The sequence below is a fragment of the Salinicoccus jeotgali genome (assembly GCF_055379195.1).
In genome coordinates this window covers 1,435,854-1,459,210 of the sequence record NZ_AP043830.1, presented here as the reverse complement: position 1 = coordinate 1,459,210, position 23,357 = coordinate 1,435,854, and the positions used below count along the sequence as shown (strand labels likewise).

General features: G+C 44.3%; 23 protein-coding genes. 18 read left to right on the top strand and 5 right to left on the bottom strand.

Annotated elements, in window-relative coordinates; translation table 11 throughout:
- Positions 1-12 precede the first annotated feature (12 nt).
- On the bottom strand, positions 13-1,263 hold the full coding sequence (locus ACZ43I_RS07315; protein WP_344702533.1) for a BaiN/RdsA family NAD(P)/FAD-dependent oxidoreductase: 1,251 nt from the start codon (positions 1,261-1,263) through the stop codon (positions 13-15).
- Positions 1,264-1,342: 79 nt separating this feature from the next.
- On the opposite strand from ACZ43I_RS07315, the gene ACZ43I_RS07310 reads away from it, so the two are divergent.
- The 7 genes from ACZ43I_RS07310 to trmB all read left to right on the top strand — a co-directional run bounded on the left by ACZ43I_RS07310 (position 1,343) and on the right by trmB (position 8,527).
- On the top strand, positions 1,343-2,977 hold the full coding sequence (locus ACZ43I_RS07310) for a putative polysaccharide biosynthesis protein (protein WP_344702535.1): 1,635 nt from the start codon (positions 1,343-1,345) through the stop codon (positions 2,975-2,977).
- Positions 2,978-3,670, top strand: a complete 693-nt coding sequence (locus ACZ43I_RS07305) for a pseudouridine synthase (protein ID WP_344702537.1) — start codon at positions 2,978-2,980, stop codon at positions 3,668-3,670.
- A gap of 68 nt (positions 3,671-3,738) precedes the next feature.
- Positions 3,739-4,479 carry a hypothetical protein gene (locus ACZ43I_RS07300; RefSeq protein WP_344702539.1) on the top strand — a complete coding sequence of 247 codons (741 nt, stop codon included), beginning with the start codon at positions 3,739-3,741 and terminating at the stop codon, positions 4,477-4,479.
- A 104-nt stretch (positions 4,480-4,583) separates the two neighbouring features.
- The gene (pepV, locus tag ACZ43I_RS07295) at positions 4,584-6,005 is read left to right on the top strand and encodes a dipeptidase PepV (RefSeq protein ID WP_344702541.1); all 1,422 of its coding nucleotides are present in this window, start codon (positions 4,584-4,586) and stop codon (positions 6,003-6,005) included.
- Complete coding sequence (gene dat / locus ACZ43I_RS07290) at positions 5,995-6,843, top strand: D-amino-acid transaminase (RefSeq protein ID WP_344702543.1); 849 nt, start codon at positions 5,995-5,997, stop codon at positions 6,841-6,843. Before pepV ends, dat begins: the two co-directional genes overlap by 11 nt.
- Positions 6,844-7,064: 221 nt before the next feature.
- Positions 7,065-7,856 (top strand): phosphotransferase family protein, encoded by a 792-nt coding sequence (locus ACZ43I_RS07285; RefSeq protein ID WP_344702545.1) that lies wholly within the window; start codon positions 7,065-7,067, stop codon positions 7,854-7,856.
- A 38-nt stretch (positions 7,857-7,894) separates the two neighbouring features.
- Entirely contained in the window at positions 7,895-8,527 is a 633-nt protein-coding gene (trmB, locus tag ACZ43I_RS07280; RefSeq protein WP_344702547.1) for a tRNA (guanosine(46)-N7)-methyltransferase TrmB, read from the top strand.
- A 99-nt stretch (positions 8,528-8,626) separates the two neighbouring features.
- Here the strand turns inward: trmB and ACZ43I_RS07275 are convergent, their stop codons facing one another.
- A complete protein-coding gene (locus ACZ43I_RS07275; protein ID WP_344702549.1) occupies positions 8,627-8,926 on the bottom strand; it encodes a hypothetical protein in 300 nt (99 codons plus the stop codon).
- Between the two features lie 69 nt (positions 8,927-8,995).
- On the opposite strand from ACZ43I_RS07275, the gene ACZ43I_RS07270 reads away from it, so the two are divergent.
- The 10 genes from ACZ43I_RS07270 (at position 8,996) to ccpA (ending at position 18,832) form a co-directional block, all read left to right on the top strand.
- Positions 8,996-10,078: a M42 family metallopeptidase gene (locus ACZ43I_RS07270; RefSeq protein ID WP_344702551.1), complete on the top strand. Its 1,083-nt coding sequence runs from the start codon at positions 8,996-8,998 to the stop codon at positions 10,076-10,078.
- Entirely contained in the window at positions 10,078-11,067 is a 990-nt protein-coding gene (locus tag ACZ43I_RS07265; protein ID WP_344702553.1) for a PTS sugar transporter subunit IIC, read from the top strand. The genes ACZ43I_RS07270 and ACZ43I_RS07265 overlap by 1 nt, the downstream gene beginning before the upstream one ends.
- Positions 11,068-11,095: 28 nt before the next feature.
- Positions 11,096-11,908, top strand: coding sequence for a DUF1444 domain-containing protein (locus tag ACZ43I_RS07260; RefSeq protein WP_344702555.1), 813 nt, complete (start codon positions 11,096-11,098; stop codon positions 11,906-11,908).
- Complete coding sequence (gene ytpR / locus ACZ43I_RS07255; RefSeq protein ID WP_344702557.1) at positions 11,905-12,495, top strand: YtpR family tRNA-binding protein; 591 nt, start codon at positions 11,905-11,907, stop codon at positions 12,493-12,495. The genes ACZ43I_RS07260 and ytpR overlap by 4 nt, the downstream gene beginning before the upstream one ends.
- A gap of 11 nt (positions 12,496-12,506) precedes the next feature.
- Complete coding sequence (locus tag ACZ43I_RS07250; RefSeq protein ID WP_344702559.1) at positions 12,507-14,231, top strand: DNA translocase FtsK; 1,725 nt, start codon at positions 12,507-12,509, stop codon at positions 14,229-14,231.
- Between the two features lie 28 nt (positions 14,232-14,259).
- Entirely contained in the window at positions 14,260-15,558 is a 1,299-nt protein-coding gene (murC, locus tag ACZ43I_RS07245; protein WP_344702561.1) for a UDP-N-acetylmuramate--L-alanine ligase, read from the top strand.
- Positions 15,559-15,644: 86 nt separating this feature from the next.
- Positions 15,645-16,208 (top strand): DUF948 domain-containing protein, encoded by a 564-nt coding sequence (locus ACZ43I_RS07240; RefSeq protein ID WP_344702563.1) that lies wholly within the window; start codon positions 15,645-15,647, stop codon positions 16,206-16,208.
- A 14-nt stretch (positions 16,209-16,222) separates the two neighbouring features.
- Positions 16,223-16,702 carry a YtxH domain-containing protein gene (locus ACZ43I_RS07235; protein ID WP_344702565.1) on the top strand — a complete coding sequence of 160 codons (480 nt, stop codon included), beginning with the start codon at positions 16,223-16,225 and terminating at the stop codon, positions 16,700-16,702.
- Between the two features lie 69 nt (positions 16,703-16,771).
- Positions 16,772-17,770, top strand: a complete 999-nt coding sequence (locus ACZ43I_RS07230; protein ID WP_344702567.1) for a bifunctional 3-deoxy-7-phosphoheptulonate synthase/chorismate mutase — start codon at positions 16,772-16,774, stop codon at positions 17,768-17,770.
- A gap of 72 nt (positions 17,771-17,842) precedes the next feature.
- The gene (gene ccpA, locus ACZ43I_RS07225; RefSeq protein ID WP_344702569.1) at positions 17,843-18,832 is read left to right on the top strand and encodes a catabolite control protein A; all 990 of its coding nucleotides are present in this window, start codon (positions 17,843-17,845) and stop codon (positions 18,830-18,832) included.
- Between the two features lie 197 nt (positions 18,833-19,029).
- Here ccpA and ACZ43I_RS07220 read toward each other — a convergent pair whose 3' ends face one another.
- Genes ACZ43I_RS07220 through ACZ43I_RS07210 form a run of 3 tightly spaced genes read right to left on the bottom strand, consistent with a single transcriptional unit; the run spans position 19,030 to position 21,462 of the window.
- Positions 19,030-20,181, bottom strand: a complete 1,152-nt coding sequence (locus ACZ43I_RS07220; protein WP_344702571.1) for an acetoin utilization protein AcuC — start codon at positions 20,179-20,181, stop codon at positions 19,030-19,032.
- Positions 20,178-20,819 carry a CBS and ACT domain-containing protein gene (locus ACZ43I_RS07215; protein ID WP_344702573.1) on the bottom strand — a complete coding sequence of 214 codons (642 nt, stop codon included), beginning with the start codon at positions 20,817-20,819 and terminating at the stop codon, positions 20,178-20,180. The genes ACZ43I_RS07220 and ACZ43I_RS07215 overlap by 4 nt, the downstream gene beginning before the upstream one ends.
- A 10-nt stretch (positions 20,820-20,829) precedes the next feature.
- The gene (locus ACZ43I_RS07210; protein ID WP_344702575.1) at positions 20,830-21,462 is read right to left on the bottom strand and encodes a GNAT family N-acetyltransferase; all 633 of its coding nucleotides are present in this window, start codon (positions 21,460-21,462) and stop codon (positions 20,830-20,832) included.
- A gap of 105 nt (positions 21,463-21,567) precedes the next feature.
- On the opposite strand from ACZ43I_RS07210, the gene acsA reads away from it, so the two are divergent.
- On the top strand, positions 21,568-23,280 hold the full coding sequence (gene acsA / locus ACZ43I_RS07205) for an acetate--CoA ligase (RefSeq protein WP_344702577.1): 1,713 nt from the start codon (positions 21,568-21,570) through the stop codon (positions 23,278-23,280).
- Positions 23,281-23,357: the final 77 nt, after the last annotated feature.

Sequence of the window (23,357 nt, the reverse complement as noted above, 5' to 3'; positions counted from 1 at the left end):
GAAGCGGGTTTTCTATTGTGCTGTACTGTTGCCGGCGACGTAGCCCGTGACAAGTGCACTTGTAATATTGTAACCGCCTGTGTAGCCATGGACATCAAGCACTTCTCCAGCAAAGTACAACCCCTTCACCAGACGACTTTCCATCGTTTGGGGCACGATTTCCTTGAGGCTTACACCCCCACCGGTCACAAAGGCTTTTTCAATGGACTGGGTACCATCTACATCGAACTCAAAACGCTTCAGGAACTGGATGATTGCATTGATATTTTCCTTGGAAACATGATGGCCGCTCAGCGCTGCATCAATATCCAAAAATTCAAGCATGAAGACTACCATACGCTCCTGCATGAGCGGCTTCAGGATGTTTTTCAAGGAGCGGTCCCGATTCTCCCTGATGGCACGCTCCACTTGTTCCTTCAATTGGCCGACAGTTGCATCGGGATGGAAATCGATCGACATTTTTATGGTCTCTGACTTCTGGCTCTGCAGCTCTTTATGGACGAACTGGCTGCACCTGAGGCTTGCCGGGCCACTGATGCCAAAGTGGGTGAAGATCATATCCATACGATGGGTCACCCGCGGCTTGCCGTTCTTTTTCAGCACAGAAAGGGCGACGTCCGACAAGCTTAACCCTTTCAACGCACCTGATTTTATGAAAGGTTCCGAAGAAGTGATGGGAACTTCCGTCGGAAAGAGCTCAGTGATTTTATGGCCTTCCTGTTCTGCAAAGCGGTGCCCGTCACCAGTGGAGCCAGTGTGCGGTACGCTTTTGCCGCCTGTGGTTACAATGACTGACCTGGCATTCATGGTACGGCCGTCAGTGAGTCTGACTCCCTGCACCGTACTGTTGTCGGATATGATTTCATCTACGATCGTTTCAGTCATGATTTCCACACCGTTTCGTTCAAGGGCGTCCAGAAATACTTGCAGTATGTCTTTTGCCTTGTCCGTTTTCGGAAACATGCGTCCGTGGTCTTCTTCTTTTAACGCCACCCCCCTGGTTTCGACAAATTCGATGATGCTCTCATTATCGAATGTAGAGAAGGGCCCATAGAGAAATTTGCCGTTACCGGGGATATGCTTGATGATCTCCTCATAGGGAAGGCGGTTGGTGACATTGCATCTGCCGCCCCCCGAAATGAGCAGCTTTCTTCCGAGAGTTTTATTTTTCTCGATCAGCAGCACTTTTTTTTGGGTCTGGGAAGCGGCGAATGCCGCCATGAGCCCACTCACACCGCCGCCTATTACAACTGTCTGGTACATCTGTTGTTCTCCTTTTTGTTTAAAACTGTTATGCTTTCGATTATAATGAATATTATTCTTAAAATAAGAGGGTTATAAAATGTCTGATTCAAATAAGCTGGTGCGCGGAACATTTCTGCTCACTATCGCGACAGTCATCACGAAAGTCCTTGGTATGCTTTACCTGATACCATTCTACAGCATTATGGGCGGGGAAGAAAATCTTGCCCTCTACGGTTATGCGTATACGCCCTACACAATCATGCTGTCTATTGCTGCAGCCGGAGTGCCGGGGGCAGTGTCCAAGTACGTCTCCAAATACAACGCATTAGGGGCGTATGCCACAAGCCAGAAGTTATACCGGTCAAGTCTGATCGTCATGATGGCGTCAGGGTTCATCGCTTTTTTAATTCTTTTCATGGCGGCACCCTATATTGCAGAACTGCAGACGCTTGCTGCCGGTGATGGTGAGCATCGTTGGTCTACCGAAGATATCACCCGCATCATCAGGGTCGTGGGCGTTGCGGTGATCATCATCCCATTCATGGCGACTTGGCGTGGTATTTTCCAAGGGTTCGAGTCATTTGGACCAACAAGCGCCTCTGCAGTCGTCGAACAGATCTTAAGGATCGCTTTCCTGCTCATCGGTTCTTCTCTTGTACTCTACGTCTGGAGTGGATCTGTACAGACGGCCAATGAACTTGCAGTGTTTGCAGCATTCATCGGGGGACTTGGTTCACTGGCGACACTGTGGTTCTTTTGGCGCAGAAGAAAGCCTCATATCCAAAAAATGGTCGAGTCGGATGAGACGGACTATGATTTCTCATATAAGGAAATGTACTCTGAAATCATCAGATACGGTATTCCATTCATCATAGTCGGCATCAGCATCCCACTTACTCTATTCATCGACCAGTTGACCCATAATAATGGTCTTGCCCTTGGAGGGGTACCTGAAGAGTTTCATGATGCATGGTTTGGCATGCTGAACTTGACGACGCACAAACTCGTCATGATTCCGACGGCCTTTGCCTCTGCATTTGCTATTACGATCTTGCCGTTCATCACGAAAAACTACCATCAGAGCAATTTGAAAGGCGTACACCACCAGATCAAGATGATGGTTTTAATGTTGCTGTTCTTTGCAGTACCTGCAGCAATCGGCATGATGATCCTGGCAGCACCACTGTATACTTCGTTCTACAGCTATAATGAAATGGGCATTAAGATTCTGATGTTCTATGCACCGGTCAGCATCGTCATTTCATTATTCACAATCACATGCTCCATCCTTCAGGGCATCGATAGACAGAATCTGACGCTTTATGTCGTTCTGACGATGCTTGCCATCAAGGCGGCAATCAATATTCCGCTTATAATGCAGTTCGGCACGGTCGGAGCCGTCATGGGCACCGGCATAGCGCTTAGCATTGGTGTCGCAATCAACTTCTACATCATCAGAAAGCACGGTGGGTTCAGCTTGAGGACGTTGTTCAGACCACTGGTGGAAATAATGGTCTACAGTCTCGTGATGCTTCTCGCAGTCGAAGTTGTATACTATATTTTCATCCTGAATACCGAGGTTGAGCAGAAACTCAACTCCATCATCATCATGGCCGTCGCAGTTCCGGTGGGGGGAATAGTCTATATGATACTATCCTTCAGAACCGGCCTGGCTGATGAAATACTGGGAAGTAGAGCAGATAAGATTCGCAAAAGATTGAAGGTGTTATAAATGAGACTCGACAAGTATTTGTCGAATGCCGGCGTGGGCAGTCGGAATGATGTTAAAAGATTCATCAGAAAAAAACATGTCGCAGTCAACGGCAAAGTGGTAACCGATCCGAAGTCATCCGTTTCAACCGAAGATACAGTCGAGATGGAGGGAGAAACAATCCAGCTCGAACAGTACATCTACTTTATGCTGAATAAACCTTCAGGTGTCATTTCTTCCACTGAAGAAGGTGCCACGTCAACTGTTATCGACCTGATCGATCACCCGCAAAAAGAAGAACTCTTTCCAGTAGGAAGACTCGACAAAGATACAACCGGTCTGTTGCTGATCTCCAATGATGGCAAACTCGCCCACACTCTTTTGAGTCCAAAGAAAAAACAACCCAAGACATATATCGCAACATTGTCAGAAGTACCGGAGGAAAAAGACCTGGAGCTGCTCAGGGAAGGGATACCTCTGAAAGATTTTACGAGCGCTCCGGCTCAAGCACATAGGTTGTCTGAGAAGGTCGTTGAGTTGACGATCACCGAAGGCAAGTTCCATCAGGTGAAAAGAATGTTCGGCTACCTGGGAAATGAGGTCATTGCCCTTGAGCGCAGCTCCTTTGCCGTCTTGGAGATGGATAAGACTTTAGAACCTGGAGAATACAGGCGACTCAAAGAAAATGAAATTGCTTTGTTGAGAAACGTTTAACAAATATGCCAATGGGTAAATATCAATCAGTAGACAACTACAAAATAATATGACAAGAGGTGTTTTAAATGGCTAGAAAAACAGGTGGATTGCTGAAAGTTGCAGCTATGCTTGGCCTGGCGGTAGCTGCCAAACAACTTTCCAAGAAAGAAAACCGTGATGCAGTGAAGAATGAATACAATAAAGTGAAAGAAGATCCTAAAAGCTATGCCCAAGATGTTCAGGACAAACTTTCAAAACAGGCTGGAGAATACCAGGAAAGAGCGAAAAGTGAATATGATCGGGTGAAACAAGATCCGAAAGGCTACGCTCAAAATGTACAGGAAAAAGTGAATAAACAAGCTGCTGAATATCAGGAGCGGGCAAAATCCGAAATCGAGAAAGCTAAAGAAGATCCTAAAGGATATGCCCAGTCAGCGCAGGAGAAAGCCAAATCAAGAATGAACAAAGATGAATCAGCAAGTTCAGACGATGGTTCAGATGATAGTGACAAGGTTTCTGCAAGCCAGGGCAAAAGTAGTGTTTCCGGTGAACACTCCACAAAACCTGACAGAATGGATGCAGAAGGTCAGCTGACAGACGAACAGATGAACAATGAGTGGATTTCAGAAGGCGGCATCCATCCGCAGGAACATTTGCAGGACGATGTCAGTCACGGTGAGTTGAATAAGGATGAAGCAAAAGTGATTGAAGGGCTAGAAGACGAGGAAGATGTTGATGTGGTACAAGACGAAGGTGAGATGGACGGCAACCATAATATCCACGTCGTCACAGATGAAGGTCTACAATCAAAAAAGAAAAATAAGTAATAATAACGGGGACGCGTGATATACACGTGTCCCCTTGTTTTTGTGGTTCCTTTTCTTTATCATTAAGCTAAAGATTGCGTCATATTTTATGGGGGTTGTCATCGATGGATTATAAATCATTAGTAGAATCGCATAGTGAAGCACTGATCAATGATCTCAAAGGGTTGCTTGAGATAGAAAGTGTAAAGGGAGAGGCCGTAGAAGGTGCACCAGTCGGTACTGGACCGAAACAGGCATTGGACTACATGATGGAACTTGGTGAGAGGGATGGTTTCCTGACTAAGACCGTCGATTCGATAGCGGGACATATCGAAGCAGGGAAGGAAGGGCCGCTGTTTGGAATATTGGGGCATGTTGATGTAGTTCCGCCGGGTAGCGGCTGGGATTCCGATCCGTTCACGCCAAAAGTCGTGGATGGCACAATTGTCGCGCGTGGCGTGCAGGACGACAAAGGGCCGACAATGGCTGCCTATTATGCAATGAAAATACTCAATGAACAAGAATTGCCCTTCAAACACCGGACACGTCTAATCATCGGCACTGATGAGGAATCCGATTGGAAATGTACAGAAGCCTATTTCAAGTCAGAAGAGATGCCTGAGGCAGGGTTTGCGCCGGATGCTGCATTTCCGCTTATACATGGGGAAAAGGGCATCTCTACATTCAATCTTGTACAAAAGAATCTTCAGGTTGATGAAACTGAGCCGAACATCGAATTGAAGGTTCTGATTTCAGGCGAGAGATATAATATGGTGCCTGAAGATGCGGAAGCCAAACTCAAAGTGCTCCAGAACATGAGTGAAGTGATCCAGTCGTTTGAAGACTTTTTACGCGAAACTGAGGCAGAAGGGAATTATGAAGTGGATAACGGATTCCTGAAGCTCGGGGTCCAAGGAAAAAGTGCGCATGGGTCTACACCAGAAGCAGGAGTCAACGCCGGACTTATACTGCTTGACTTCCTATCGAGATTGAATCTGGATGATAATGCGGAGAGCTTCGTAAGTTTTGCCACTGAAAGACTGGCCAACAGCACCGATGGTTCATTACTCGGCATGGATGCCTCCCATCCGGAACTCGGGGAGACGAGCGTCAATGTCGGAATGATCAACTATACCGAAGTCGATGGCGGCGTCTTTGGTGTCAATCTGAGATATCCCGAAGGCCTCGATTTTGAAGCAAGTGTGGAAAAGTTGGATGCGGAGATCATGGAACAAGGCTTTACTGTCGAAGATGTCGACTTTCAGCCTCCCCACTACGTGGATAAAAATGATCCTCTAGTTAAAATACTTACAGATACATACCGCAACCATGTAGAAGATGATTCCGAACCATTCACGATAGGTGGGGGTACATATGCGAGAGTCCTCGAGAAGGGTGTTGCATATGGTGCCATGTTCAATGATACGGAAGATACTATGCATCAGAAGAATGAACGGATGAAAATAGAAGAACTGCTATTGGCCACTGAAATCTATCTGGAAGCGTTGCATAGAATATGTATAAAGGGTGAATTGAATGAAAATTAGTTATTATAACGGTGAATTCAAGCAAGATTCTGACATTTCGATTGACTATAATGATAGAGCATTTTATTTTGGGGACGGCGTTTATGAAGTCATCCGACTTTACAATGGCGTTTTCTATACACTTGAAGCACATATCGATCGGCTTTTCAGAAGTATTGAAAAGATAGGGATCAAAGGGATCGAACGTAATGAAATCATGGAGATCATAGCTGGGCTGCAGCAACAGAACCAAATAAGCAATGGCTATATCTATCTTCAGGTATCAAGAGGTATAGATCGCAGAAACCATTCTTTCCCGGTTAACACGCCTCCTGCAGTTATGGCATATATGAATACGATTGAAGGCTCTGCCGCACATAGTAAAGAAGGAGCGGCCATCATCACATCTGAAGACTACCGCTGGCTGAAGTGTGATATCAAAAGCCTCAACCTGCTGCCGAATGTACTGGAAAAACAGCGTGCTGTAGAGCAGGGGGCCAAAGAAGCGGTATTGCACCGCAATGGCATCGTTACGGAAGGAACCTCAACGAATGTATTCATCGTCAAGGAGGGTGTCTTATATACTCATCCAGCGGACAATTTAATACTGAATGGCATTACCAGACTTTCAGTACTCGAAATAGCTGGTGAATTGGAGATTCCAGTAAAAGAAGAAAGTTTTACATTGGCTGACCTCGCTGCAGCTGATGAAGTATTCATTACAAGCACAACTTTGGAAGTGCTGGCGGTAGGCAGAGTGGATGGACAGACGATCGGTGAAGGAAGTAAAGGTCCGATGACGATGCGAATCCAAGAAACCTTTCAAAAAAAGACCCAAAAATTAAACATGTCCAAATAATGTTAAACGGAAAAATTACTCTAATTATTTTTTATTCCTTCAACGCTTGCACTGTATGGATTTGAAGGTGCCGGACATCCAGTTATCAAAATCGGTTCGACGATAGTTCTTGAAATAACCGAAGAAACACTATAAAATTTATAACACGAACAGAAATCTGCGCTATCTTATTCTTGAATATTTAGCGCTTTTTTCTTTGATGATGAAAAGAGGTGTGGAATTTGGAGCATTTCTATCAGCTCGGCTGGACACTAGACCCCGTCGGTGGTGCCTCCGGTGAAGCCTATAAGGCGGAACAGGATGGCAGGAAACTCTTCCTGAAACGAAATGCCAGCCCTTTCCTTGCTGCGTTGTCTGCTGAAGGCATCGTTCCGAAGCTGGTCTGGACAAAAAGAATAGAGACCGGCGAAGTAGTGACGGCACAGCATTGGAAGAATGGCCGGGAGCTGACTCGTGATGAAATGTGCTCGGAGAGGGTCGCTTTATTGATGAGTAAGATACACTCATCCAATCCTCTCCGCACCATGCTGAAAAAATTGGGCATGAAACCGATGTTGCCGGATCTCCTCCTCAATAAGATTCAAACGTCTCTTTCACCTAAGGTGAATGCCCATCATACTGTGCGGACGGCCATTCAATATCTGGAGAATGAAATGCCAAAGATTGATGAATCCTTCTGCACAGTGTGTCACGGGGATGTCAACCATAATAACTGGTTGCTGTCTGAACAGGATGAACTTTATCTGGTGGACTGGGAAGGCGCGATGATAGCCGATCCGGCCATCGACCTCGGGATGCTGCTGTATACTTATGTGGAGCCGGAGGATTGGGAAGAATGGCTTGAGGGTTATGGTAAACCGCTCAATAGAGATTTAAAGAAACGTATGAAGTGGTATACTCTGGTCCAGGCGATCACTATGATCCAGTGGTATGAGGACCATAAGCGGTTTAAGGACATGAACGACTGGATTATCTTTTTGAACAAAGTGATAGAGAGGGACCGCTTCATATAGAGTCACGTTTTATAAGAATCGGTAACAGGTGGTATATAATGAGGATGCGTAATAAGCCATGGGCTATGGATTTTCTGAACGAACATGGGCATATCGTGGATACGGATTCGTCCTATGCAGGAAATATTCAAGGGTTTTTCCCTTCAAAGCAATCGATTCATATGGAAATCGGTACTGGAATGGGGAGCTTCATCATAGAAATGGCTAAAAGAAACCCTGGAATAAACTACGTCGGCATCGAGCTCGACAAAAATGTTCTGATCCGTGTAGTCGAGAAGGTGAAGGAACAGGAGCTTGATAATATCAAGCTTGTCCTTCTGGATGCCCGTAAGCTGGAAGAATATTTCGGGGAAGAGGAAGTGGAAAGGATATATCTCAATTTCTCCGACCCGTGGCCGAAAAATCGACATGAGAAGAGAAGGCTTACCCATGAAGGGTTCCTTGATGGATATAGAAAAATAATGCACAGGGAAGGCTACGTTGAATTCAAGACTGATAACAGGAATCTGTTCGAGTTCAGCCTGAGAAGCATGAACAATTATGGAATGGCATTTGAAGAAGTCATCCTGGATCTTCATGCTGATGAGCCTCCTGAGAACATACGTACTGAATATGAGAATAAGTTCTCGGCTCAAGGAAATAAAATATATCGGTTAAAAGCATCTTTCTAGGATGCTTTTTTTATGTCGTGTATTTCCTCAATGAATAATGATAAAATGTAAATGGCGCCATTGTTTCTCAAGGTATGGAAAAATAAAAAAGCTGGGGAACTACAGTTCCACAGCTTCCATCATTTCACCTGTATAAGCATCGGCAGTAAATTGGTAACGCCTTGTCGCATCTCCTTCTCCTGTATGGAAACGGCCAGTGTAGACATCGCGTTCGAGACCGAGGAACTTCTTCTTTGAAGGGCTATAGTCAAGTGAGATAAATGTAATGTCATCATATTGAGCACGTAACTCTGCTAGGATGGCATGGGGGTGGATGTTTTTGTTCATCCTGATCCATATAAGGGCGGGAAGCAGCGCAAGAAGAATAGCTATGGAAATCTTTATGTTTCTAGATGGCATGGTATGACCTCCTATCGCAATAATTTTATCATATTTATGTGTCAAATGATCATGAAAAGGGGAATTGTAATGAAAGTCACAGACAACACTCTCGAGAGAATGAAAATATTGACAGAACTTCATGGCGCACCGGGATTTGAAGATCAGGTACGCGCTTATATGAAACAAGAAATGGCACCTTTGGCGGATGACATCATCCAAGATGGTCTAGGAGGCATTTTTGCACTTAAAAAATCCAAAGTGAAAGATGCGCCTAAAGTGATGATAGCAGGCCATATGGATGAAGTGGGCTTCATGATTACCCAAACGACCGACAATGGTCTATTGAAGATCACTCCGCTTGGGGGATGGTCGAATGATGTACTGCTTAGCCATAAGTTTAAAGTGAGGGCTTCTGGGGACAGAGAGATTCCAGGGGTTATAGGCAGCGTGCCCGTCCACTTCAGAAAAAGGGACGATAAAGGCAATATGGTGAAGATCGAGGATATGTTGCTTGATGTCGGAGCAGATAGCCGGGAAGAACTAGAGGAAATGGGCATCTATCCAGGAGATTCTGTTGTACCAGATGTGGATTTCCAAGTGATGGAAAATGAGGACAAACTTCTCGCCAAAGCCTGGGACAACCGCTACGGCTGTCTGATCGCGATAGAGACGCTCGAGGCACTGGCGGATGTTGAGCTTAATTGTGACTTATACGTCGGCGCGAATGTCCAGGAAGAGGTAGGGCTCAGAGGGGCAAAAGCAAGCGCCAACATGATACAGCCAGACATCGCGTTTGTAGTGGATTGTTCCCCGGCGAATGATATGATGGGTAAAAATGATGACATTGGGAAACTGGGTGAGGGAACCCTCCTGAGAATAATGGACCGCACAATGATCCTATCCAAACCGATGCGCGACTATATGATCAGCACGGCGGAAGAGAACGATATCAAATATCAATACTATCAGTCCCCAGGCGGCACGGACGCAGGCAGCATCCATGTTGCCAATGATGGAGTGGTGAGTGCAGTGGTTGGGATTGTGGCACGTTACATACACACGAGCCACTCAATCATCAATAGGAATGACTATCTTGAAGCGAGGAAGATGCTGATGGAGCTTGTGAAGGGTATTGACGCCCAAAAGGTTGAACAGTTGAGAGGACACTGATGAGGACGCTTCTTAGGAGATGGTTCATAGATGGCATGAGTTTTATGGCACTCGGTCTGTTCTCATCACTGATCATCGGCCTCATCATTGATACCATCGGCACATATATCCCTTACCTTTCAGGTTTTAGGGAGATAGGGGCTGTGGCGATGAGCATGGCAGGAGCTGCCATAGGGGCCGCAATCGGATACGGCTTGAAGGCGCCACCTCTTGTCATCTTCACTGTGGTGGCGATCAGTTATGCAGCCTATGACATGGGTGGGGCTGCAGGTAGTTATATTGCGAGCATCGCCTCTATAGAGATTGCCAGACTATATGCTGGAAGGACCAGAATAGATATTATATTGACACCGCTCTTCACCCTTATCATCGGATACGGTGTGGCGCGTTTTATTGGACCTGTAATCGGTGATTTCATGACTGGCATGGGCGATGTAATCGTCTTTGCCACGGAACAGCGTCCATTTGTGATGGGTATGCTGGTAGCAGTCATATTCGGCATTACATTGACGGCCCCATTATCGAGTGCTGCCCTTGCCCTGATGCTTGATATAAGCGGACTTGCTGCGGGAGCTGCAGTCATTGGCTGTTGCTGTCATATGGTGGGTCTTGCTGTGACGGGGTATCGGGACAATGGTTTTTCTGGTGTATTATCCATCGGCCTCGGCACATCAATGCTCCAAGTGCCTAATGTATTGTTGAATCCATTTATCCTTATGCCTCCAATCCTTGCGAGTGCAATCATCGCCCCTATCATGACCGTATTCTTTCCGATGGAAAATAATGCTGCCGGTGCCGGGATGGGCACAAGCGGGCTTGTTGGACAGATCATGACCATAGAAACCATGGGGCCGACGATGGAAGTACTGTTACTTATCCTGATCTTCCAAATTATTTTACCAGCCGTTGTAACTCTGATATTCTATATCCTGCTTAAACGTATAGGCTTGATAAAAGAAGGGGATCAGACACTTAAACTGGGAACATGAGATTAGAATCAGATGTGGAGGTTTTTTTATGAATATTTTTCAGCTTAGAGACAGAATCATCGAGAAATTAAAGGAGAAGCGTGATGATTTTCAGACAGCATTTGATCGCGAAGAGGAAATGCTGAGGGTGGAGCGCATTGACAATGGCAAAGGATTGGATATTGCGTTATCAAAAGCCGTGGACAAAGCAAAGAAGGATGATAAATTCGTCGATGAAGTGGTGTATTATATCGATGAAACTCTCGAGCGAATGAAAGAAGGCGAATTGACACTCGATGAGAATGCCATCTATCCTGTTGTAAGGTCAACGAGTTTCCATAAAGAAACTAAAAGTGGATTGCCTTTCATAACAGATGACCATACAAATGAAACAAATATCTATTATGCCCTCGATTTTGAGAAAAGCTACCGTCTGATTGATGAAGAACTGCTCAACTCCTTAGGCATCGATAAAGCAGCTTTAAAGAAACTCGCTTGGAAAAACCTTGAGAAATTACCCATCAGTTACAAAAAGGATACAATCCAGGAAAATGATTTCTATTTCATCAACCACAATGATGGCTATGATGCGACCAGGATCCTGAATGACGCCTTCCTCGGAGAAATGTACCACAGTATGGAAGGTGAAATGATGGTCGGTTTACCGCATCAGGACGTCCTTATAATCGCAGATGTCAAAAATAATGTGGGCTATGATGTGATGGCACAAATGATGATGCAGTATTTCGCCGAAGGGTTGACACCAATCACTTCGCTGTCCTTCTCCTATGATGGCGACAAACTGCAGCCGGTATTCATACTCGGGAAACAACAGAACAATAAAAGAGGTAGAGAAGAATGAAATTGACATATAACAGGAAACACGTCGGTGATGTACTACTTGTTACCTTTGAAAAAGCGGATGATCCAATCTATGAGTATCATGATGATGTTACAATCATTAAAAGTGGGAATAGGATCATAGGATTGAATATATTCAATGCTTCAAAACATATCACTATGCCCGATGATGTCAATATAGAGCCTGATGAAAATATTGTTCAGGAAATCAATAACCTACTTGAGAAGGACGGACTGGAAACAATCCAACCAGATCTATCACCAAAGTTCGTAGTCGGAAAAGTGATACAGAAATCAGCTCATCCCGATGCTGATAAATTGAATGTATGTCAAGTGGACGTCGGTGATGAAACGCTGCAGATAGTATGCGGGGCACCTAACGTAAGTGAAGACCAACTTGTAGTGGTCGCTAAAGTCGGCGCAGTGATGCCGGACGGGATGTATATCAAGCCTTCTAAATTAAGAGGCGTGGAATCATCGGGGATGATCTGTTCGAAGAAAGAACTCAACCTCGAGGATGATGGTGTCAAAGGAATTTATGTGTTGGACGACAGCTATGAAGTATCACAACCATTTGAAGTTAAATAAGGGTGATGAAAGTGGATAGAGGAAGAAGGAGAAGACGATTCAGTCGTGATTTCGAAGACAGAAATCCAAGCAGCGAAAACTTCAGGTTTCCGCTGGATATAGGCGACGAGGCGAAGGGTAGCGAAAGCAGCCCAGATGATTTTGACGAACCTTCAAAAGATCTGATCAGACAACAGCAACAGAAGATTCTGTTGGATGAGCATAATTCCAGGAAACGCCGTGCATCGAAGTTCACGATAAGTAAAGCCCGTGAAGTGCCTTCTGCGATCCATGGAACAAAAAAAGGTCACGAACCGGATCAGAAAGAAGAATCCGAGGCAAAAGCAAAAGAAAAAAAAGATGGAGGCTATGTGTCTCCACTCGTCGAGGAATTGAAACGCCAGCGCGAAGAACGGGCACGACGCCAGAAAAAGAAGGCGAAAATTCAGCATAACCAATATCAGGGCCCGCTACAAAAGAAGGGAATGCGAACTGCTCCTGGAAAGTTGACCTATAGTTCATCTGGAGAAAACGATGGTAAAGAGGCTGATGAACAAAACTCGGTTAAAGCATCAACTCCTTTTAATGTCATCATGACGCCCTATGATAAAAAGAAATCACAAAGCGCACCTAACCGCCCTGTGAAACGCAGTGGACCAAAAAACACCTTGCCGCCGCTCGAAATTCTGGGACAGCAAAAGGATGGCCAGTATGAGTTGAGGGATGAAGGCCTGGGGGATGTCATCGTTTCAGCGTTCCAGGCCATTGGTGTGCCGACCCGTCTGCGTGATGTCAAGACGAATGGTGTAACCGCCCGCTATGAACTGTCTTTGGACCGGAATTTCAGGCTGAATGTAGTCGGTAAGCTTAAAGAACATCTACTGCCATATCTACCATTTGATGATATGAAGATAATAGCACCGATTACAGGCACATCGAATATCGGGATAGAGTTCATGCTACCTGAACCTTATCCCATTTCCTTCGCCACACTCTTTACATCCAGCAGCCTTAGACTTCGCAAAAATGATTACAAGTTCGTCATGGGCAAAACCGTCGACGATCAAATTTTCAGCTTCCTTCTGCCAAAAGCCGGACATATCCTGCTTTACGGTGGAAATGAAGCAGAGACCTCATCAGTCATCGACAATATACTCGTCTCCCTACTGATGAACCATAGCCCCGATGAGTTTCGGATTCATGTGGCTTCTGATAAGGCGCATTATGACGCCTACAAAGATTTGCCCCACATGTTCAGCACACCTAAGTCAATTGGGGACAAGACGGTACTTGAAGATGCCCTCAATGAACTGAACGACAGGCATAACCAGTTCAGAAGAGCGAATGTGCGGAACTTGAGCAGTTATAACCAAAGGGTCAGCAATGATGCTAAAAAGAGTGTCATAGTAGTAGTGATTGATGATTTATCTGACTTGTTCGAGTACAATAATCCTGAAGCGATACGGGCAATCGTCCAACTGCTTAAAAAAGGCAAACCGCTTGGAATGCACTTGATCTTGAACCATTCAAGAAGTGATGTTGGAATCCGATTCGAGCTGCTTCAACAGATGCAGACGCGTCTGTCGTTTAAGGATGAAAAATCGAAGGTGATCGATGGCAGTAATGAACTTGCAGAAGGAAACGATATGCTGGTTCAAATCCCAATTTCCAATCAGCCTGTACGAGTCAACGCAGGCGTTCTGACCCCGGAAATCAAGCAGAGGATATTTTCCCACATCAAGGGAATGAGAAAATGAATAGATTTTATGAAAGTGTGGTGGTCTCATGGAAAAATATCATTTTATAGGAATCAAAGGAGCAGGCATGAGTGCCTTAGCACAAGTTCTGCATGATATTGGGCACCAGGTCCAAGGATCAGATATAGAAAAAGAAGTGTTTACAGAGTACCAACTTAGAGATAAGGGCATCTTGATATTGCCTTTTAGTGCCGATAACATTGTCGAAGGTGTGACGTATATTGCCGGCAATGCATTCAATGACGAGCATGAAGAAATTAAAAAGGCTCATGAACTCGGGTATCCAGTCATCAGATACCATAAATTTTTATCTGAATTCATGAATCAGTTTACATCGATAGCAGTCACGGGGGCCCACGGTAAAACATCGACCACGGGACTTCTCAGCCATGTTATGAATGGGGATGTGGACACTACATTCCTGATAGGGGACGGCACAGGTTTCGGACTTGAGAGTAGTGAATATTTCGCTTTTGAATCGTGCGAATATAAACGTCATTTCCTAAGCTACCATCCGGATTACGCAATTATAACCAACATTGATTTCGATCATCCCGACTACTTCACAGACTTGGATGATGTTATAGATGCATTTTCCGATATGGCTTCCCAGGTGAAAAAAGCAGTCATTGCTTATGGTGGAGACCATTATGCGCAGCAGATCGACTATCAGGTGCCTGTCTACTTCTATGGGATAGGGCAAGAGTACGATTTCTATGCTGATAATATAGAGTCAAATAGCAATGGGACGGTTTTTGACGTCTATTTTAAAGGAGAATTCCTGAACAACTTCCTTATTCCCCTCCATGGAGACCATAATGTTTTAAACGCTTTAGCTGTCATAGCCGTCAGTTACTTAGAAGACTTGGATATGACCAACATTAAAGAAGCATTCACCACTTTTGGGGGGGTTAAAAGGCGTTTCAGCGAAACCTACCAAGATGGAATGGTGATAGTGGATGACTATGCACACCACCCCCGTGAAATCAGGGCTACTTTGGAAACGGCCAGAAAAAAGTATAGCGGAAGGGAAATCGTTACGGTGTTCCAACCGCATACATTTACAAGAACCGAAAAATTCCTTAAGGAATTTGCAGAAGTATTGTCCGGCTCCGACAAGTCCTATATAGTGGATATCTTTGGTTCCGCACGTGAAGACGCGGGCAGCCTATCAAGTCGGGATCTTGTGGCGCTCATACCAGGAGCTGAACTCCTTGATGAAGAAGATATCGGGAAGTTGAATATGCACAAGGAAGCCGTAATAATATTCATGGGTGCGGGAGATATACAGAAATATGAGAAGAGATTTACAGAGTTATTATCATAATAGGGATGAATCATGTTTACACCCGTATGTTTTGGGTTAATCTTAAGTATGACTAATCAAATATAAATGAATATGGAGGCGTTGGAATGGATTGGCAAATAGTTTTATATATTGCTGCAGGCATTGCTGCAATTGCTTTTCTGATTCTTTGTATCGCACTGGCGGTAGTACTGTTTTCAGTGAAGAAGAATCTGGATCATGTTGCAAAAACACTTGATGGTGTAGAAGGTCAGATACAAGGCATCACTAGGGAATCGACAGACCTGCTTCATAAGACGAACCGTCTTGCTGAAGATGTTCAGGGTAAATCTGCAAAACTCAATTCTGTAGTGGATGCAGTCCAAGGCATCGGTAATTCCATGGGGAATCTTAATGAATCTGTAGATAGAGTGACAAACTCCATTACACATAACATTTCCCAAAATGAAGATAAGATTTCGCAAGTCGTCCAATGGTCAAACGTAGCGATGGAAGTTGCCGACAAATGGCAGATGAGACAAAAGCGCAATAGTGCTTTTAACACGAAATATTCTGCAACAGCAGAAACAGATCCGGATAATCTTCCGGTCGCTGTAAATCGAGCGGTAACAGAAAGCGATAATGTAGATGAAGACCGCATCAATGCAGGTCTTGAACAAGATCGTAAATAACAGGAGGTTTATATATGGAAACCTATAACCGTGACCGTCACCTTCATGGTGTTGAAGAGTATGAAGAACAAGTCCATCAATCGACCGGCAGGGATTTCACTGTCGGCCTGGCTGTCGGTTTAATTGTAGGTACAGTCGGCGGTTTATTACTGGCACCAAAATCTGGCGATGCGCTTAGGGATGATATCTCCGAGCAGACCCAGAAGCTCTCAGAAGGCCTGAACTCTGAAACCGGTGGGGGACAGGGTGGTCTGAAGGAAAAGGCTCAAGAAAAAAAAGAAGAGCTCAGCAATAAAGTTAATGAAACCAAAGATGAGATAAAAGCAAAAAAAGGTGAGCAAGAGGAAAAGCAGAGAGTCAAATCCCTTGACGAATCTGCCGTCAAAGCTCAAAAAGATGCAATTCAGGAAGAAGTCCAAGAGCCTGGCCGTGACGATGTAAGAACGGTTGATGTATCTAAATTCGAGGAAACACTTGACGGAGATAAGAAATAGTAATAATATGATGGCATTCTTCTACTAACCACATGTACATGCATGTGGTTAATTTTATGAGGTGAAAACATGAATGGACAAAGCAAGGATATTGAAAAAGCCATTTTGGATACGGATATTGAATTGCTTGAACTTTTTCAAAAACGGCATGAATTAATGCTAGACAAACCAGAATCCTTCAACATGACTGATCATTTTAAAAGGTTGGAACAGTTGGCTGGCGAGCTCGGTTCACGAGAAGGAATGGAGGCGCTCCTGAATCTTACAGCCGAGTCTAAAGGGAAAACACCTTTGTTGGTGTCAAGATCTACCAAAGCTACGGACACTGTTGTGAGAGTAGGCGATGTGTCGATAGGTGAAGGTTCTCCTGTACATATTTTCGGGCCGTGCGCAGTAGAATCGTTCGATCAAGTGGCGACAGTAGCAGAACACATGAAAAGTAAAGGTTTCGATATTTTAAGGGGAGGGGCGTTCAAACCGCGTACATCTCCCTATGAATTCCAAGGTCTTGGCAAAGAGGGTCTGGAAATATTACTGAAGATCAAGGAGACTTATAATCTGAAAGTGATCAGTGAGATTGTAGCGCCTGAACATGTTAAACTGGCCGAGCCTTACTTGGACATGTTCCAGATTGGTGCACGCAATATGCAGAACTTCGAATTATTGAAAGCTGTTGGAAGATCCGACAAACCAGTTTTTCTGAAAAGGGGTCTGAGTGCAACAATAGAAGAGTTTATGATGGCTGCCGAATATATACTTTCAGAAGGCAACAGTAATGTCATATTATGTGAGCGTGGCATAAGGACTTATGAAAAGATGACACGAAACACCCTTGATATCTCTGCTGTACCACTGCTTAAGCAAAAAACTCATCTTCCTGTCATGGTTGATGTTACGCATTCAACAGGAGTTAAGGAAATCATGGCAGACTGTGCCAATGCTGCCCTTGCAGCAGGTGCGGATGGCATAATGGCTGAAGTGCATCCAGATCCTGTAAATGCCCTTAGCGATCAGGCTCAGCAGATGACACTTGAGGAGTTTGATAAATTTCATCAAAACATCTCATAACAGTGACTAATTGCTGTTCTTCGTGTTATCATAATACAAAAAGCGCTTTCAGAAAGCGCGCGGGGGTGCAATATGACGGTTACAATATATGATGTTGCCCGGGAAGCCAAAGTCTCGATGGCGACAGTCTCTAGGGTATTAAATGGGAATCCCAATGTTAAACCAGATACCAGAAAGAAAGTCAAAGACGTCATCGAGCGTCTTGATTATCGACCTAATGCTGTAGCACGCGGTCTGGCAAGCAAGAAAACGACAACAGTCGGTGTCATCATTCCTGATATCTCCAATCTATACTATTCCTCTTTGGCAAGAGGATTGGATGATATAGCAGAAATGTATAATTATCAGGTCATCATCACCAATACAGATAATGATCCGGAAAAGGAACGCGATGCCTTTTTGAGTCTCATCAGTAAACAAGTGGATGGCATCGTCTTTTTGGGTGGTGCATTGAATGACGAAACTTTGGATGATATCAAGCGCTCGCATCTTCCTGTAGTCATCTGTGGAACAAGTGAGAAGGATGAGAATCTGCCTTCAGTCAATATTGACTATCACAAAGCAATTAAAGAAGCATCCTTGAAGTTTTTTGAAGAAGGAGCCGCCCAGATCAGTTTTGTCAAAGCTTCCTATTCTGAGCAGCTTGAACAGCATATTGAGGAAGGGCTTAAAGCTGCCTATAAGGAAAAAGGAAAAAATTTCAGAAATGAATTGATATTCTCGACTGGTGAAGACTATCAGTCTGGAAAAGAAATATTCGAGAAATTGCGTACTGTTGAATCTGATGTCATCATTACCATGAGTGATGAGACTGCAATAGGTATTCTTCATGCCTATATGGATGAAGGGTTTAAGGTGCCTGCTGATGTACAAATTATCAGCTGCAGCAACACAAGACTGGTCAATATGTCGCGTCCATCCTTATCAAGCATAGCTCTACCGCTTTACGATATCGGAGCTGTCGGGATGAGGCTGTTGACGAAGTACATGAAGGATGAACCGATTGAAGAAGCGAATGTCATCCTCCCATACAAAATTGAATATCGGTCCACTACAAAGTAAACGCACTGAGGCAAACTCTGAAGCGGAAAACGGCTTGGAAATCCTAAATTAGGATTTCCGAGCCGTTTTTTTGATGGTGAATGACAAAATAAGGTTCAAAATTTTTCTTATGCCCATCTGTCGTAATGGGTATGAATATTCGGTATAACCATATCACAGCTAAAAAATACACATAAAACACATATATCCGAGTATCCTTACTGATCTTCTATATGAAGCATGGCACGTGAGAGCATACTCCTGTTTTTTTCATTGATATCTCGCCGCCTGGGTATATCATCATAATCACTGAAATCGTCTTCCCAGAGGACTGGGAAGTCAACTGGACATTTGCTTTCATACTTGGTGATGAATGCTTCAGGCAACCGCCCCCGTAAAGGAGGAATATCATTCATGGCAAGCCATATCTGCGCCCACATCCTGGGTACGACCTGCCATAGGTTATAACCGCCACCACCAACTGCGATCCATTTTCCATCCGTATACTTATCTGCCATCTCATTGACGAATCTTGGAATCTCCTCAAATGTGTTTGAAGTCACTGAAAGATGCGTCATCGGATCCCTGTAATGTGCATCCACACCATTCTGACTGAATAATATGTCCGGTTTAAATTTAATGATGGCAGCCTCCAACGTTTCCTTGAAGATTTCAAGGAAAGATTCATCTTCTGTAAATGCATCAATTGGAAGATTGACGGCAAATCCAAAACCTTCTTCCGTGCCACGTTCTGTAAGGCTGCCAGTACCCGGGAATAGGTACCGTCCCGTTTCGTGGATGGAATAAGTCATGACTTCATTGCTGTCATAGAATATCCATTGGACACCATCACCGTGGTGGGCATCCGTATCAATATACATCACACGCTGATTATATTTTTGGCGCATATACTCTATAGCGACAGCCGAATCGTTGTAGATGCAAAATCCGCTTGCTCTACCGCTGAATCCGTGATGGAGGCCACCGGCAAGACTTAAGGCCTTTTTGGCACGCCCCTCCATCACTGCATCAACAGCAGTCAATGTAGCACCGACCAGCATACGGCTTTTTTCATGCATTCCCTCAAAACTTGGTGTGTCATCTGTGTTCAAGCCATAACTTTCCATTTTTTCAGGAGACAATCTGCCTTCCCCCGCCTGTTTGACCGCATCCATATAATCCTGCTTATGAACCAGGCCAAGTTCTGCGTCAGTGGCATCACGAGGTTTGATAATGTCAGCTTCATTGAGTTGTGAGGACATGGTGAGTAGGTCGGTTGTCATCTTGACCCGCATTTGATTGAAAGGGTGGGTGGAACTAAAGCGATATTTCAGCAATGAATCATCATAGATATAGATTGGTTTCGTCATTGGCCCATCTCAGAAGGTTCAAGCACTGAAAACCCTTTACCTTTAAGAGTATCTATGGCTTTTTGTGGATTCATCGCCTGCACCCTGAGAACAATTGTCTTATACCCTTTCTTTTCCTTATTTCCATAGACGGAAATGCTGATTATCTTTATGTTCAGATCCTTAAAAACTTTACCGATATCGTAGATGACGCCAGTCCGGTCTTCAATGTCCACTTCAATGATTGAGCCGGGTTCAGTTATACCCGTAAGTTCCAAGTAAGTGTTTAGCATGTCCTTTTGCGTGATGATGCCGACAACCTGCTCATTCCTGAGCACTGGTATCGCCCCGATGGAGTAATGATAGAAATCGAGGGCTATCTCTTCAACAAAGTCCAAAGGGTGGCAGTAGGTTACCCTTTTTCGCATAATTCTCGATATCGGAACTTTCAACGTAAAGTCAGGGTCATCATCAGACAGTACTGAGGGTAGTGTCAGCTTCACATCGCGGTCGGACACTATACCTTGAAGGCCTCCATTACCATCGACAATTGGAATATGTCTAAATGAATATGTGCTCATCATATTCAAGGCGTCTTCTATAGTATGCTCCGGTGAGAGTGTCTTAACCGGGCTGGTCATAATTCTTTCTACTAGCATGTTTAACCTCCTAGAAAAAAAATCTATTTTTAAATCTGAGCTTGTCAAACTCCATCATCTGATCATTGGTTATATTTTCACCGATGCGTGCCATGAGTGTATTGGCCGGGTGGCCTGTTATTTCGGGGTCATTCGTCTGAAAGACTTCAAAACCGGAACTTGCCATAAAATCAATCATGAGCTTTTTATATTCATATACATCGAGGCCACTATTTTTGAGGTCCCAATGCCAATAGTACTCTGTAGTCAATATGATGTAATTTTCCATGAAATTGTCTTTCATGGCATGTTTAAGCATCTGTTTGCCAAGGCCGAAACCGCGATAGCTAAGAGTGACTTCAACCGCTCCAAGTTCCATGATATAAGGCAGATTACCATCAGACCAACGTTCCATGGGATCCGGGTGATGGAAAGTCACATAGCCTAAGATATGGTCTTTAAGGCGTGCGATTATAATCCTTCCTTCCTCAAGCTCTGCAATTTCCTTTAATGCATCGAACTGTTCAGCAGGACGGCGGAATGCATCAAGACCATCATCATATGTGAACTGCTCAAGTTCTTTTTCGGTCAGCGGTCCTTCTATGATAAATGATTGGTTTTGCGTGTCATATTCTTCTTTATTGTATGCCTTTATGTGACGCAAAAAGAAGACCTCCTGGAAAGTTATTTTAATTATTTTGAAATATGCTACTATTCTATTATATAATAAGAATTGTAAAAGTGAAAACACAAAAGGGGAGTTAAGATTATGGACGTGGAACTTTATGAAGCAACAGATCAAAATCCTAACTTGAAGGATTATGAAGAAGCGGTAAAAAACCATGATTGGAAAGAAGTCGAGAAGAACTTCTCCTGGTATGAAACGGGCAAGTTCAATATGGCTTATGAAGCAATCGATAAGCATGTGGATAACGGTCGTGGTGATAAAGTGGCGCTCCATTATAAGAATGGAGATAACAAATCATCGTTTACCTTCGAAGATATGAAGAAGGCGTCGAACAAAGCTGCGAATATCCTAAAAGATGAGGGTGGAGTCGTGAAAGGGGAGAGGGTCTTCATCTTCATGTCAAGAAGCCCCAAACTCTACTTCACGCTGTTGGGCGCACTCAAACTCGGTGCAATCGTTGGTCCATTGTTCGAGGCTTTCATGGAAAAGGCGGTAAGGGATAGACTTGAGAACAGTGATGCTAAAGTCATTGTAACAACACCTGAGCTGCTACCAAGAATCCCAGTCGACGATTTGCCTTCTTTAGAAAAAGTCATTGTCGTAGGAGACGATGTAGAAGATAAATACATCGATTTCAATAAAAGTTATAATAATGCTTCAGAAGATTTTGAAATTGAATGGCTGGATAAGGAAGATGGTATGATTCTCCACTATACAAGTGGTTCTACTGGTCAGCCAAAAGGTGTATTGCATGTACAGTATGCAATGATCCAGCACTATATTTCAGGCAAGTATGTACTCGATCTTAAAGAAGATGATGTATATTGGTGCACAGCAGATCCAGGTTGGGTCACGGGTACTTCTTATGGAATTTTTGCGCCATGGTTGAATGGTGCCACAAACGTTGTAGTAGGGGGAAGATTCTCTCCAGAAGCATGGTATGGTGCCATCGAAGACCTCAAAGTCACCATCTGGTACAGTGCACCTACAGCATTCCGTATGCTAATGGGGGCAGGGGATGAAATCATCAATGATTTTGATTTATCTTCCTTGCGCCATGTCCTGTCCGTTGGGGAACCGCTTAATCCGGAAGTCGTCAAATGGGGGATGAAAGTATTCAACTTAAGGATACATGACACATGGTGGATGACCGAAACGGGTGCGCATATGATCGTCAACTTCCCGTCCATGGACATCAAAGGCGGCTCGATGGGTAAACCATTACCTGGAATCGAAGCTTCCATCATTGACGATGAAGGCAATGAACTGCCAGCAAACCGTATGGGTAACTTGGCAATGAAGAGTGGCTGGCCAGCGATGATGCGTAAAATATGGAAGAATGATGCCAAGTATGAATCCTACTTCATTGGAGATTGGTATGTTTCAGGAGATTCTGCATATAAGGATGAAGATGGCTACTACTGGTTCCAAGGGCGCGTGGACGATGTCATCATGACTGCTGGTGAGCGTGTTGGGCCATTTGAAATAGAATCCAAGCTGGTGGAGCATCCAGCAGTACAGGAAGCGGGAGTCATCGGCAAGCCAGATCCTGTAAGGGGAGAAATCGTCAAAGCATTCATTGCATTGCGTGAAGGGTACGAACCGACAGACGAGTTGAAGGAAGAAGTCCGTAAATATGTCAAAGAAGGTTTGGCGGCGCATGCTGCACCAAGGGAAATAGAATTCAAGGATAAACTGCCGAAGACACGTAGCGGTAAAATCATGAGACGTGTCCTGAAGGCTTGGGAACTTGATCTACCTGCAGGTGATTTATCTTCAATGGATGATGATTGATCATTGATTGCCTCTGATGATATCAGAGGCAATTTTCTGTGAATTATGGCATAATGGATATGTAATGAGGATAAGAT